The 13,444-nt window shown below is 72.9% G+C and carries 13 protein-coding genes; 6 read left to right on the top strand and 7 right to left on the bottom strand.

The features are described from left to right. Positions 1-9: 9 nt before the first annotated feature. Positions 10-747, bottom strand: a complete 738-nt coding sequence (locus J3A75_RS01765; RefSeq protein ID WP_012322368.1) for a class I SAM-dependent methyltransferase — start codon at positions 745-747, stop codon at positions 10-12. Between the two features lie 72 nt (positions 748-819). On the opposite strand from J3A75_RS01765, the gene J3A75_RS01760 reads away from it, so the two are divergent. Beyond that, on the top strand, positions 820-1,962 hold the full coding sequence (locus J3A75_RS01760) for a DUF1972 domain-containing protein (protein WP_012322367.1): 1,143 nt from the start codon (positions 820-822) through the stop codon (positions 1,960-1,962). A gap of 28 nt (positions 1,963-1,990) precedes the next feature. Here J3A75_RS01760 and J3A75_RS01755 read toward each other — a convergent pair whose 3' ends face one another. Next, on the bottom strand, positions 1,991-2,581 hold the full coding sequence (locus J3A75_RS01755; RefSeq protein ID WP_012322366.1) for a serine O-acetyltransferase: 591 nt from the start codon (positions 2,579-2,581) through the stop codon (positions 1,991-1,993). A gap of 8 nt (positions 2,582-2,589) precedes the next feature. Further along, the gene (locus J3A75_RS01750; protein ID WP_012322365.1) at positions 2,590-3,192 is read right to left on the bottom strand and encodes a serine acetyltransferase; all 603 of its coding nucleotides are present in this window, start codon (positions 3,190-3,192) and stop codon (positions 2,590-2,592) included. 149 nt (positions 3,193-3,341) lie between these two features. Between J3A75_RS01750 and J3A75_RS01745 the strand changes: the two genes are divergently transcribed. The 4 genes from J3A75_RS01745 to J3A75_RS01730 are packed head-to-tail and all read left to right on the top strand — an operon-like array spanning position 3,342 to position 8,245. Continuing rightward, complete coding sequence (locus J3A75_RS01745) at positions 3,342-4,799, top strand: lipopolysaccharide biosynthesis protein (protein ID WP_245295870.1); 1,458 nt, start codon at positions 3,342-3,344, stop codon at positions 4,797-4,799. Then, complete coding sequence (locus J3A75_RS01740; protein WP_071000576.1) at positions 4,796-5,737, top strand: glycosyltransferase family 2 protein; 942 nt, start codon at positions 4,796-4,798, stop codon at positions 5,735-5,737. The genes J3A75_RS01745 and J3A75_RS01740 overlap by 4 nt, the downstream gene beginning before the upstream one ends. Continuing rightward, on the top strand, positions 5,734-7,116 hold the full coding sequence (locus J3A75_RS01735; RefSeq protein ID WP_071000575.1) for a right-handed parallel beta-helix repeat-containing protein: 1,383 nt from the start codon (positions 5,734-5,736) through the stop codon (positions 7,114-7,116). The genes J3A75_RS01740 and J3A75_RS01735 overlap by 4 nt, the downstream gene beginning before the upstream one ends. A gap of 1 nt (position 7,117) precedes the next feature. Then, positions 7,118-8,245: a glycosyltransferase family 4 protein gene (locus tag J3A75_RS01730; RefSeq protein WP_012322361.1), complete on the top strand. Its 1,128-nt coding sequence runs from the start codon at positions 7,118-7,120 to the stop codon at positions 8,243-8,245. A gap of 38 nt (positions 8,246-8,283) precedes the next feature. Here J3A75_RS01730 and J3A75_RS01725 read toward each other — a convergent pair whose 3' ends face one another. Beyond that, positions 8,284-9,597, bottom strand: a complete 1,314-nt coding sequence (locus tag J3A75_RS01725; protein WP_012322360.1) for an MFS transporter — start codon at positions 9,595-9,597, stop codon at positions 8,284-8,286. A 179-nt stretch (positions 9,598-9,776) separates the two neighbouring features. Here J3A75_RS01725 and J3A75_RS01720 point away from each other — a divergent pair, with 179 nt between their 5' ends. Beyond that, the gene (locus J3A75_RS01720) at positions 9,777-10,928 is read left to right on the top strand and encodes a hypothetical protein (protein WP_024828072.1); all 1,152 of its coding nucleotides are present in this window, start codon (positions 9,777-9,779) and stop codon (positions 10,926-10,928) included. Between the two features lie 39 nt (positions 10,929-10,967). On the opposite strand, the gene lptB is transcribed toward J3A75_RS01720, so the two are convergent. Genes lptB through lptC form a run of 3 tightly spaced genes read right to left on the bottom strand, consistent with a single transcriptional unit; the run spans position 10,968 to position 13,215 of the window. Further along, on the bottom strand, positions 10,968-11,819 hold the full coding sequence (gene lptB / locus J3A75_RS01715) for an LPS export ABC transporter ATP-binding protein (protein WP_012322358.1): 852 nt from the start codon (positions 11,817-11,819) through the stop codon (positions 10,968-10,970). 8 nt (positions 11,820-11,827) lie between these two features. Then, the gene (locus J3A75_RS01710; RefSeq protein WP_209649654.1) at positions 11,828-12,499 is read right to left on the bottom strand and encodes an LptA/OstA family protein; all 672 of its coding nucleotides are present in this window, start codon (positions 12,497-12,499) and stop codon (positions 11,828-11,830) included. After that, positions 12,496-13,215 (bottom strand): LPS export ABC transporter periplasmic protein LptC, encoded by a 720-nt coding sequence (lptC, locus tag J3A75_RS01705; protein WP_209649651.1) that lies wholly within the window; start codon positions 13,213-13,215, stop codon positions 12,496-12,498. The genes J3A75_RS01710 and lptC overlap by 4 nt, the downstream gene beginning before the upstream one ends. Between the last annotated feature and the right edge of the window lie 229 nt (positions 13,216-13,444).

Genomic DNA, 13,444 nt, shown 5'->3' with positions numbered 1-13,444 from the left:
TATGAACCGTCACGGCCGCTTGCGGATGAACACCATGTGGTAGCCCTTGAACGGGCCCGGCGTGAGCCGGAACAGCAGCTCCCAGAACTTGCCCAGGACGATGTTCTCGCCATGATAGAACGGCTGCCCGTCGAAACTGTAGGTGAAGTGCTCGAACCGGTCAGTTGGGAAAAGCCGCTTCCGCGCCGCCTCCGTGTTCATCGTGTAGAGCGGCACGAACGAGTCGATCTCGACCCGCCGCGGCTCGACGAGGCGCAGCACCCGGGCGTGCAGCCGCTTCGGCACGAGCCGCGCCCCGATCCCGACATAGCCCCAGCGGTTCGGCGTCCAGGCGCAGAGCCAGCCGCCAGGGGCGAGCACCCGGCCGAGCTCCGCCGCGGTGACCTCGGGATGCTCGATATGTTCGAGGACCGAGAAGGCCGAGATCAGGTCGAAGCTCGCGTCCGGGAATGGCAGCACCCCGTCGTGACCGATCAGCCGGACCTCGTCGGCCGACTTGTTGCCGAGGACCGCCTCGTCGACGTCGCAGGCGACGACCTGGGCGCAGCGTCCCCGGAAGTCGCCGAGGTGCCGCCGCAATGGGACCGGGTCATCGCTCCACTTGCCGCGCCCCGCGCCGAACTCCATCACCCGCATGTCCGGCCGGAGCAGCGCGTTGACGCGCACGATGTACTCCATCCGGTGGTCGTGCCGGGAATAGCCCCCGGCTCCCATCTCCCGGAACAGACGCTGTTCGACCGTGACCATGCTTCAGGCTCCTCTGAACGTGCCGCGCCCACGGCGCGTGTGAAAGCGGGGGGATCGGGCGGGCGCCCGGCGGTGGCGATCCTCGGCACCCGCGGGGTGCCGGCGGCGCACGGGGGGTTCGAGACTTTGGCGGAGCGCCTCGCGCTGGAGCTCGTGGCGCGGGGCTGGCGGGTCGAGGTCTACTGTCAGGTGCGCGAGCCGGCGCCGCTGACGGTCTGGCGCGGGATCACACTCATCCCGGTCGCGGTCCGCGGCGACGGCGCCGTCTCGACGATCGTGTTCGACCTGAAATGCACCCTGCGGGCGGCTTTCAGGCCCGCCCTGCCCCTCGTGCTCGGCTACAACACCGCGGCGTTCTCGCTGCTCTACCGGCTGACGGCCAAGCGCAGCGTCATGAACATGGACGGCATCGAGTGGAAGCGGGACCGCTGGTCGAAGCCCGCCAAGGCCTGGTTCTGGCTGAACGAGCGCCTCGGCAGCCTGTTCTCGACCCACCTCGTGGCGGACCACCCGGAGATCGCCAAGCACCTCGCCCGCAGGACCTCCGCCGCACGGATCTCCACCATCGCGTACGGCGCCGACCCGGTGCTTGAGGCCTCGACCGACCCGCTTGCGAAGTTCGGGCTGCGCCCGCGCGATTACGGCCTGCTGATCGCCCGGGTGGTGCCCGAGAACCTCGTGCTCCAGATCGTGCGGGCCTGGAGCGAGGTCCGGCCGGGGCTGCCGCTGCTCGTGCTGGGCAAGCTCGCGGAGTCCGATCCGTATCACCGCGCCGTCCGCGCGGCGGGCGGCCCGGACGTGATCTTCGCCGGCGCGATCTACGAGGCCGAGCGCGTGGCCGCGCTCCGCTTCCACGCCCGCTTCCACATCCACGGCCACACGGTGGGCGGGACCAACCCCTCGCTGGTCGAGGCGCTGGGGGCGGGCTCGCCGATCCTCGCCCACGACAACCCGTTCAACCGCTGGGTGGCGGGGCCGCAGGCGCTGTATTTCGGCGACGAGACGGAGCTGCGGCGGGGTATTCTCGGCCTCGTGCGGGCCGGGCCGCGCCGCCTGGAGGTCATGGGCGAGGCGTCCCGACGCCGCCACGCCGAGGCGTTCACGTGGCGCGGCATCTTCGACGCCTACGAGCGCGTCCTGCGCCGCCAGCTCGCCCCGGAGCGGGAGGGCCGGGGCGCGCAGCGGACGGTGCGCCGGGAGCACGGTCGCGCGTGACACGGGCGCGGGCCGGGCGCGGCCGGTCCTAGCGCCCATGGCCCACCTCCGAGCCGCGCCCGCCGCTGCGGAGCTGCCGCTGGACCACCATCGTGACGGTGCCGGCCGGGACGTCCCGGAGGCTGCAGACCCCGATCCCGACCGTCGCGCCCGCGCCGATGGTCACTGCTCCCTGCACCGCGGCGTGCGCGCCGACCACGGCGCCGTCGCCCAGGCGGGGGCCGTCGGCGGGGAACGGCTGGCTCGGCAGGATCCAGTCCCGCGGCCCGACCAGTGTGCCGGGCAGGAGCGTCAGGTCGGCGCCCCCGGTGCCGCAGAACGCGACCCGCGCCGGGTGCGGCACGAACAGGCCGGGCCCGAGGCGCGAGCCCGGATGCAGGCTGGCGCCTGTGAGCCGCAGGGACAGGTCCGCCACCAGGGCGGCGCAGCGGCGCCAGCCCCGGCCGTGCAGCAGGTGCGCGGTCCGGTGGAGGATCGCCACCTGCATGGCCGGCAGCGTGAGGTGCATCAGGCGCCGGAGCCGCGAGGTCGGCTTCCCGCCCGTGGTCTGGCGCAGGACGCGGGCGAAGTCGGCCGCCAGGAGGCGCCGCAGCCCCGACAGGGTGAGGTGATCCGTCATCGGACCGCTCACGCCGCGACTCCCCGGCCGGGAAGCGGCCGCCAGGGCTGCGGCATGACCTCCTCGTCGGCCTGGACGGGCTTGAGGATAGTGGTCCGCGGACCGATCCGGGCCCGGTCGCCGATCGACACGGCCCCGAGCACGATGGCGCCGGCCTCCAGGACCACGTCGTCGCCCAGCACAGGGAGGCCGGGACCGCCGCCGATGTCCTGATCCGGCTCCTTCAGCAGGCCGCCGATGGAGGCCTGGATCCCGAAGGCGGCGTCGCGGCCCACGGCGCCGGCGATCACGGTTCCGTAGGGCTGCGGCAGGAACAGGCCGCCGGCGATGCGGCTGGAGGGCGGGATGTCGGCGCCCGTCCACCAGCCGTTCACCAGCCACAGCAGCCACGCCGCCATCCGCCAGCCGCGCTCGTGGGCGTAGCGGGACAGGCGGTAGAGCCAGACCGCGTGGTAGCCCCGGCGCAGGCGGGCCGGCCCGCCGCCGCGGCGGCGCCAGTGATCGCGGTCGGCGGACAGGGCAGCCCGCACCTCGACCCACCGGAGACGCCCCGCCTCCGCGTCCGCTCCGCGCGAGAGACGCAGATCCGGTCCAGCGGCTGTCTCGGACATACGCAGTCCTCCGGTTTTTCCCAACGCGACAACTCTGCAACCATAAATTGAGCTTGCGGTTGCAAGCCATACGCAGCCTGCCACGATGCAATCGTAGGTCGCAGTTTTCAGTCAGGCTTCACCGAGAGATGCTCCGCTTGGTAAACCGATTGTCGGGACGGAGGCGCGCCGGCGGGCTGCGCTACGGCGCGAACCTGCTCGGGCAGGCGGCGGGGCGCGGCGTCTACCTCGCGGCCGGCTTCGCGGCCTTCGTGATGGTCGGCCATTTCGCCGGCCCGGCGGCGCTGGGCCGCTACGGCCTCGCCCTGGCGATCCTCGCGGTGGCGCTGATCGCGGCGGATTTCGGCACCACGCTGACATTCGGGGCGCGGCTCGGCGCGGTCAGACCGGAGATGCGGGCGGCCGAGTTCGGCCGGATGCTGTCGGCGCGCCTCGTTCTCGGCCTCGGGACGGGTGCCGCGCTCCTCGGCGTCCTGCCGATGCTGCCGGATTCGATCCGGCCCGCCCTCGCGCTCGCCGCCCTGCTGATGCCGCTCGCGGCCGCCCGCTTCCTCGACGCCCTGTTCCAGGTCTGCGGGCGGCCGGGCTGGTCCGTCTGGCCGTCGCTCGCCAACGCCGCCCTGCTGATCGGCGGGACGGCACTCGCGCTCTGGCTTCAGCTTCCGGAGGCGGCGCTCAGCCTCGTGGCGGTGGCCGCCGGCATCGCGTACGGCGCGGTCGGGCTGGCGCTGGCGCTGCACCTCGTGCCCGCCCGCCCCGCCTCGCTGCCGCACGCGCTCGCGACGATCCGGGCCGCGGCGGGGGTGGGCGTCTCGAACGCCCTCGGCTCGCTCAACGGCCGGATCAGCCTGATGATGCTGGCCGCCTTCGCGGGCGCGGCCGAGCTCGGCCAGTTCACGGCCGGCTTCCGGTTCTTCGAGTTCGGCGCCGCGGTGGCGATCACCCTGTGCGCGCCGCTGGTGCCGGTCTTCGGGCGCGCCGTCGGGCCCCTGGTTGACGGACGGTCGCGCGCCGGCACGACCGCCCTGCGCGCGCGGGTCCGCGGCGCTTTGGTGCCGATCCTCGCCGCGTCCTGCGCCGGAGCGGTGGCGGCCTGCGCCCTCGCGGAGCCCCTGGTACGCCTCGCCTTCGGTCCGGATTTCGGCGGCGCCGTCCCGGTGCTGCGCGTCGCCACCGGGATGAGCGTCCTGCTGATCGCCGCCACGGTCCTGTTCGCGGGCCTCGTCCCGCTGGGCCGGACCGGTTTCGCGGTACGCGGCAGCGCGGCGGCCTGCGTCACCAACCTCATCGCCTGCACGCTGCTGATCCCCTGGGACCCGCTCCTCGGCGCGGGCCTCGCCGCGCTGCTCGCCGAGGCGGCGATGCTCGGCGTCCTGGCTCAGGCCTTCTGGCGGGAGGCCGGACCGCCGCTCGCCCTGGCCGACGTGCCGACCCTCGCCGCGCCGGCCCTCCTCACCGCCCTCGCCTGGGCAGCCGGCCCCGCCGCGCTGGTCCCCGTGACGGTGCCCGCCGTCGCGACCCTCGCGACCGCCGCCGCGGGGTGGCTGTGCCTGCGCCGCAACCCGTCCGATCCCCTCCCCCTCCCGCTTCCGGAAGCCTCGTCATGAGCGATGGACCCGTGCTCTCGGTCATCATCCCGACCTACAACCGCGCCGACACGCTGCGTCTGTGCCTGCGGGCCTTCGACCGGCAGGAGACGGAGGCGCCCTTCGAGATCGTCGTCTGCGACGACGGCTCGACCGATCACACCGGGACAATCGTCAGCCGCGCTGTCGCCACGGGCCGGATCCCCGTGGTGCACCTGCGCCAGGAGAATGCCGGGGCGAACGCCGCCCGCAACCGCGCCATCGCGGCGGCCCGGGGCGAGCGCCTCCTGATCGTCAACGACGACACCATCCCGGTGCCGAGCCTCGTCGAGGCGCACCGGCTCGCCCACACCCGGCGGGGCGGGCGGGAGACCGCGATCCTCGGCCGGATGACCATCGACCCGGCGCTGCCCTTCTCGCCGTTCTCGGCGCTCCACCACGACGCCTCCTACGACGCCCTGGCGGGCCGCGAGGAGGTCGGCTGGGACGCGTTCCTGACCTGCAACGTCAGCGTCGACCGGCACTTCCTGGGGGAAGCCGGGGGCTTCGATCCGAAGCTGTTCTGGCACGAGGACATCGAGCTGGGCGAGCGGCTGGCCCGGCGCGGCATGCGCCTGTTCTACGCCCCCGAGGCGCTGGGCTACCACCACCATCTCCTCGACGAGGCGGCCTATCTGCGCATCGCCGAGCGCGAGGGCGCGGCCCTGGTGCTGTGGTACCGCAAGCGCCCGGACCTCGTGGCCGATCTCGGCCGCCTCGGCCTCGTCGGGCCGCCGCCGCTCGGCGCGGCGGCGCGCCACCGGGTCGCCGACCTCGCGATGCCGCAGGCGCTCCTGCCCGGCTGGCAGATGGCGGCCCGCGCGCTGACGCGGATCAGCCCGGAGGCCGGCCGGACCGTGTGGCGGCGTCTGTTCCAGCGGCGCAAGCGCCTCGCCATCGCCCGGGCCCTCGCGGCATGAGGCGGCCCCGCACGGTCCTCGGCTGCGCCCTGTCGGCGCTGGTGCTGCCTCTCCTGGCCGCCTGCGGGCCGGCCGACGCGCAGGTGCAGCAGAACATCTTGGTCGACCCCGCCGGCGGCACGAAGCCCGGCTACACCACGGTGGCACGGCTCGCCGACGTGCCCTTCGCCGCGCTCGGTCCCGGCTCGAGCGTGCTCGTCCGCGGCGGCAGCTACGGCGACGTCGTGTTCGTCGGGTCGCGCGGGACCGCGGCGGCGCCCGTGACGGTGGCGGCAGAACCCGGCACGCAGCCGCGCCTGTCCAACTCCGTGGTGTTCGAGAACGCCGTCTACGTCACGGTCACAGGCCTCACCGTGCAGGGCGCGGTGAATTCCGGCTTCATCATCCGCCGGGGATCGAGCCACGTCACGGTCGCGGGCTCGACCGTGTCACGCTCCGGCCTGGGGATCTGGATCGGTGACGGTGCCGGGGCGGGTCACCGCATCAGCGGCAACACCCTCGCCGACAACCAGACCCACGGTGTGGCGGTCGACGTGATCAACGCGCCCCGGGAGGACCCGAGCTACATCCTCGACAACACCGTGACCGGCAACGGCATCCACGGGATGGAGATCAACGGCTCCGGCTACGTGGTGGAGGGCAACCGCGTCTCGGGCAACGGCGTGGGGATGTCGGGCACCTCCGGCATCCACGTCTACGCGAAGGACGCCGCCCAGGACGCGGGCGACCGCAACACCATCCGGTACAACATTGTCACCGGCCAGAAGGAGACGACCGGCCAGGACGGCAACGGGATCCAGATCGACCAGTGGTGCGACGGCAACGTCGTCGCGTTCAACGTCGCGGCCGACAATGACGGTGCCGGGATCAACCTGTTCGACGCCGGCTCTAACACGGTGGTGAACAACACGACTTACGGCAACATGCGCGATTCCGGCGGCAAGCACGTCTACCGCGGCGAGATCGTGCTCGCCTCCGACTACACCAAGCAGGTCGACCGCACGTCGAACAACCGGGTCCTCAACAACATCGCCTACGCGACGCGGCCGAACGTCGCCGCGATCGTGGTCGAGGCGACCACCACCGACAACAACAACGCGATCGGGCCGAACTTCCTCGGCAGCGCCGTCGGCGCCCCGCTCTACCGCTGGGACACGCAGGCCACCGGCGACGGGGCGAGCCTGCCGCTCAACGGCCAGGGTCCCGACCTCACCGGCACGCCCGCCTTCCGCGATCCCGCGAACCCCATGACCGGCGGGCTCGCCCTGACGGCGCCCCCGGCCCGCGCCGGCATCCCGCTCGGCGCCACCCGCGACATCGCCGGCCAGGCCTACGCCCCCGGCGAGGCCCCGACCTTCGGCGCCTACAGGAGCCCGTAACATGCTTCGCATCGGCATCGACGCGCACGTGCTCACCGGCAAGCCGCAGGGCAGCCGGACCTGGCTCGTGAACATCATCGGGCGGGCCGCCGCCCGCCACCCGGACGCCACCTACGTAGTCTATTCCGGCGACCCGGAGGCCTGCGCCCGCATCGTCTCGGGCGACAACATCGAGCACCAACGGCTACCGCGCGTGCCCGCGACCGTGCGGCTGACCCTGGTCTGGCCGTGGCTGTTCCTGCGCGACCGGCTGGACACGCTGCTGACTACCTACATCGCCCCGCCGCTGGTGCCGGGCGACCGGCAGGTGGTCGTGGTCCACGACATCCTGTTCGAGACGCATCCCGAATTCTTCCCCTGGTCGATGCGCTGGCGGAACAAGATCCTGACCCGGCTCTCGGCGCGGCGCGCCAAGCTGGTCCTGACCATCTCCGACTACAGCCGCGACTCCATCGCCAACGTCTACGGCATCGCGCGGGAGCGCATCGCCGAGGTGCGCTGCGGCTCCACGCCGCCGCAGGCGGTCACGGAGCGGACGCCGCTCGCCGACGGGCGCCCCTACCTGCTGATGGTCGGCCGGCTGGAGCCGCGGAAGAATCTCGGCCTCGTCCTCGACGCCTTCGCGCGGCTGCCGCAGGGCGCGGCCCGGCTGATCGTCGTCGGCAAGGGCGACGGCGAGCGGCCCGAGACCCTCGACCGCCTCGCCCGGACGCCGGACGCGGTGCACATCGCCGGCATCGACGACCGGGGCCTGTCCGACCTCTACGCCCGGGCCGCCGCCCTGGTCTTCCCGAGCCGCGGCGAGGGCTGGGGCATCCCTGTCCTCGACAGCCTCGCCCGCGGGACGCCGGTGATCGCCTCGAGCCTCACGGCCATCCCGGAGGCCGGCGGCAGCGCGGCGAGCTACTTCGACCCGGACGCCCCCGACCGGGTCGAGCGGCTCACCGAGCTGATGGCGGCGGCGATCGAGGGGCGGCTGCCCTTCGACGCCACCGCCGCGCGCGCCCACGCGGCGCGCCACGACTGGGACGGGCCGGCCGCCACCTTCGTCGACCTGATGCGCCGCAGCTTCACGGCCCGCACGCACCTCCGCGACCTGATCCTCGCCGCGCCGAACCTGCGGGGGTGACACGAGGGGCTGACGCCAAGGAAGCGCGGTCGGCCCGCCTAGCGCGCGGCCCCGAGCGCGCCGACGATCGGGCTCTCCGGTCCCTCGTCGGCGATGGGATCCTGGATCAGCGTCCAGTAGCCCAGGGCCGCCACCAGGGCGATCGCGGCCCCGGTGATGAAGGCCATGGAGAAGTGGCCCGTGCCGCCGACGATGAAGCCCGTCACGGTCGGCGCCAGGGCGCCGCCGATGTAGCCGCCGAAATTCTGCATGGCGCCGAGCGACGCCGTGCAGCTCGCCGGCGCCGCCACGGAGGCCATCGCCCAGGCCGACGACGAGCTCATGTAGACCAGGAACAGCGAGGCCGAGATGCAGGCGATGGCGAGGGTGTCGCTCGGCGTCAGCGCCGCCACCACCGTGAAGGCGGCAGTCGCCACCAGGGAGCCGACCATCGGGATCTTGCGGCTGCGGATCGGGTCGACGCCGCGGCGGACGAGGACATCGACGACGCGGCCGCCCAGGATCCCGCCCAGCACGCCGAAGGCGAAGGGGATCGAGCCGACGAGGCCGGTCTTCTGCAGGGTGAAGTGTCGCTCGATCTCGAGGTAGCTCGGCAGCCACGCGGTGTAGAGCCACGTCATGTAGATGCAGCCGAAATAGCCGACGATCATCCCCCAGCTGGTGCGGAACCCGAAGAGCCGTCGCCACGCGCTCCAGGTGACCGCGCGGCTCGCGTTCGGGGCGTCGCCCTCTTCCAGGAAGGCGCGCTCCCCCGGCGTCAGGTCGGTCTCGCGCGGGTTGCGGAAGACCAGGTAGACGATCGCGGCGAGCACGAGGCCGGCCGCGCCCATGATGACGAACATCGCCCGCCAGCCGAAGCTCACCATGAGGAAGGTGAGCAGCGGCAGGGCCAGGAAGGTCCCGAGCGAGGAGGCGCAGTTCCAGATTCCCGTGGCGGTGCCGCGCTGGCGGATGTTGAACCAGTCCCGGGAGACCCGGGCGCAGGTCGGAAAATGCGGCGCCTCGCCGACACCGAGCACGATCCGCGCGCTCACGAACTGCCAGAACGACGTCACCGCGCCGCCGAGCATCTGGCCGAACGACCAGCAGGTCAGGCCGAGCGTCAGCGTCAGGCGCGGGCCGAGCCGGTCGGCGAGCGCCCCGGCCGGGAGCTGCGCGAAGGCGTAGGCCCAGAGGAAGGCCGAGAGCAGCAATCCCATGTCGGGGATCGAGAGGCCGAGATCCTCGCGGATCAGCGGGTTGGCCACCGCCAGGGTGGCCCGGTCGACGTAGTTGACGACGCCCGCCGTGACGAGCAGGGCGAGCGAGATCGTCTGGATGCGGCGCACGCGCGGCGTTGCGGCCAGGGCCATCGTGTCCTCCCGGTATGACGGGCCCCTTGGGGGTCTCCGTGGCCGGCCGGTCCTTCGCGACTCGCGGCGGCCCGGGACCATTCTGCACCGAATGCCGCCGGACGGAAGGCCCGCCGCCCCTCGCCTCCCGGCGCCGGGCGTCGTAGACGGGCCGCTCCGTCACCCTTCGAGTCCGCCCGTTGCGCCTGATCCAGATCACCCACCACGACCTCGACGGCTACGGCGCCTCCACGGTCGCCGCCGCCTGCGCCACGGTCGAGCGCGTCGTCCACGTGCCGCGCTACAGCGATGTCGGCCCCGTCTTCGAGGACGAGATCAAGCGCCTCGGCCGCGCGGCGGAGCGCGAGATCCTGCTGATGACCGACCTCGGCCTGGAGGAGCAGACCATCGCGGGCCTGAAGAAGTTCGCCGCGATGAACCGGCGACGCGCGGACGGGCAGAAGCACCGGCTCGTGGTCCTCGACCACCACGCCTCCTCCCTCGACCAGCTGCGGCGCCTTGGCCTGGACGCGGCGCCCGACGCCGAGCGGCCGGCGCTCCACCGGATCGACCTGGGCGACCCCGAGATCGCCGTGCTGATCGAGGACGACATCTGCGCCACGCGGATGACCTTCGAGCACCGGGCCCTGTTCGCCGCGCACGAGCCCGCGACCGACCTGTCGAGCCTGCTCACCGCGGTCGATGCCCTCGACCTGTGGCGCAAGGAGAGCCCCGCCTTCCGGGGCGGCCTCGCCCTGGACGAGCTGTTCTGGGAGGTCGTGTCGAGCTACGTGCCGGTCGGGCATCCCTGGCACGACCGCTTCGTGTCCGAGATCCTCCTCGCGGCCGCCGCCGCCCTGCGGGACGGGGCGAGCCCGGCCGATCTGGAGCGCCGCGCCTCGGCGATCCGCGCCGGCGTGGTCGACGCGCTGCTGCGCGACGCGCCGGACGACGACCCCACCCTGACGACGCGCATGCGACTCGCCCGGGCGCTCGCCCGCTCGGACTCCCTGTTCCGACCGCTGAAGGACGGCACGCTCCTGTCCTTCGCCCTCGACTCGGGCACATTCCAGCGGGTCTCCGACCTGATCATGGATGCGGGCCGGGCCAAGCGCGTGGTCAACGTCCAGCGGATGGGCACGCTGTCGTTCCGGTCCAACGACGGCACGGCCCTCGACGGCGCCCGCCTGTTCCGCGGCGGCGGCCACCGCGACGCGGCGGGCGGCCGGCTCCAGAGCGGGTCGGCCTTCTCGATGGCGGACGCGATCGCCCAGGTGGAGCCGGTGCTGAACCCGGAGAAGCCGGCCGGCTCGGACAGCCCGTTCGCGGCGCTGAAGAACTGGAAGGGCTGAACGACCGCCCGCCCTGCCCGTGCGGGTGCGGCGGCCGGCTTAGAGCCGGAAATCCTCGCCGAGATAGAGCCGGCGCGCGTCCGGGTTCGCCACGATCTCCTCGGGCGTGCCCTCCGTGAGGATTCGGCCGGAATGGGCGATGTAGGCGCGGTCGATCAGGCCCAGCGTCTCGCGGACGTTGTGGTCGGTGATCAGCACGCCGATGCCGCGCTGCTTCAGATGCTTCACCAGATCCTGGATGTCGCCGACCGCGATCGGGTCGATGCCCGCGAAGGGCTCGTCCAGCAGCATGAAGGTCGGCGAGGAGGCGAGCGCCCGGGCGATCTCGCAGCGCCGCCGCTCGCCGCCCGAGAGCGCGATCGAGGGCGACTTGCGCAGGCGCGCGATGTCGAATTCCTCGAGCAGGGAATCGAGCTTGCGCGCGCGCGTCTTGCGATCGGGCTCGACCACCTCCAGCACCGCGCGGATGTTGTCCTCCACGGTGAGCCCGCGGAAGATCGAGGCCTCCTGCGGCAGGTAGCCGATCCCGAGCCGCGCCCGCTGGTACATGGGCAGGTGCGTGATCGGCAGGCCGTCCAGGGTGATGTGGCCGCGGTCGGCCGCCACAAGCCCGGTGATCATGTAGAAGATCGTGGTCTTGCCGGCGCCGTTCGGCCCGAGCAGTCCGACGGCTTCGCCGGTGCGCACGGTGAGGCCGGCCTCGTGGACGACCGTGCGGGCGCCGTAGCTCTTGCGCAGGCCGCGCACGCTGAGGATGCCGAGGCCACCCTCATCGGCCGCGGACCAGCCGTCGGACTCGGCGGCCTCGTTCGGCCGCGCGCGCCGGCCGAACAGGCGGCCGAGCCAGCCCGTCCGGCCCGCCGGCTCCTGCGGGCCCGCCTGGAACGCCACGGCGCCGCTCAATCGACCTGCGCCTTCGGCCTGGGCGGCGGCTGGGTGCAGCCCTTCGCCTTGCCGTCCTTGGCGTCGGACTTCTCTCCGGGCACGAACAGGGCCGAGACGCGCCCCCCCGCCACCGGGTCCATGTTCGCGCGCCCGGTGTTCATGTCGTAGACGAGCCGCTGCCCGCGGGTGACGTTCTGGCACTGGCTCAGGACGACGTTGCCGGTCAGCACGATCCGCTTGGCGTCCTGGTCGAACACCGCGTGGTCACCGGTGGCGACCTGATCCTTCTGCACCACCGTCACCGGCCCGGCGCAGTCGACCTTCTGAATCCCGTTCTCGGCGGGGTTCCGCGGCGCCGCGTCGGCGCCCTCGTCCCGCGCTTCAGTCTTGGCGTCGCCCCTGGCGCCCTTGCCGGGGGCGTCCCTGCCGCGCTTGTAGGTCACCGTCATGGTCGAGCAGCGGATGGTGCTGTCGCCCTGCACGGCCACGACGTTGCCGGCGAAGACCGCCTTGTTCTCCCGGTCGAACACGTCGAGCCGGTCGGCGTCGATCTTGATCGGATCCTTGCCGCCGCCGCCGATATTACCGAAGGGCGAGTCCTTGCGCGCCGGCTTCTCGGCCAGCGCCGGGCCGGCGAGAACCAGCCCGGCCGCCAGGGCCGCGCAGAGGAGGCGGGCGGCGCTCATCGGGCACCGTCCGCGGCTTCGGCGTCCGAGGTCAGAATGCGGGCCTGCGGCTTCTCCGCCTGATCCTCGTTCGCGATGACCACGTGGACGTTGCCGATGAAGGAGATCCGCTTGCCATTCTCGACGACGTCGAGGGTGTCGGCCTTCACGTTGGCCCGCGGGCTCGAGACCGTGACGGGCTCCTGCGAGCTGATGGACCCGGTCTTGAACGCGACGGCGGCGGAGCGCAGGCGCGCCTCCTCGCCCTTGTCGGTCCAGATGCGGATGTCGTCCTTCAGGTCGAGCGCCTCGCGGGCGGTGTCGAACAGGCCCGACGTCGCCGCGAGGCGGGCGATGCCGCCCTGATCGTCGGTGGCGATGTGGCCGCGCATCTGCTGCAGCTCGATCTGGCTCGGCTTGCGCACGTCCTGGAGCGCGGCGTCGGCCGTCACCTCGTAGCCGCGGGTGCCCTGGCGGAAGCCCGAGAGCCGCGGATTCTCCATGCGGACCTTCGAACCGGCCAGCGTCACCGGACCGACCGAGACGCCCGGCAACGGTGCCGCGAAGGGGTTGAACAGGTAGGCCAACAGCAGCGCCACCGCGCCGCCGGCGACCACCGGGATCAGCCGGCGCATGGCGCGCACGCGTCCGCTGTGGCGATACGCCCGGGCGTGGGCCCGGGTCCGCGCCGCCGCGACCGCCTGTCCGTTGCCGGCTTCAGCCTCGACCGGGTTCATGCAGCGTCCGTGAGGCGCGCCCGAGGCGCGCGAGAGGGTTCGGCTCAGACGCCTGCGGCCCCCACCGCGCCCGCGCCATCGGCCGGGCAATGATCCCGACCGGTGGCGAAGTTATGGCTTGACCATTTCCGAATGATCAACCGAACCCACAATCATCCCGAACGGAGGTGTGTGGAGACACACGCCGCGCGCGGCCTCCCGGCGGCGCGCGGCGCGGGTCTCCGTAGTC

The organism is Methylobacterium sp. PvP105 (assembly GCF_017876975.1).
Taxonomy (GTDB): Bacteria; Pseudomonadota; Alphaproteobacteria; order Rhizobiales; family Beijerinckiaceae; genus Methylobacterium; species Methylobacterium radiotolerans.
This window is presented reverse-complemented; position numbering and strand designations above follow the sequence as displayed.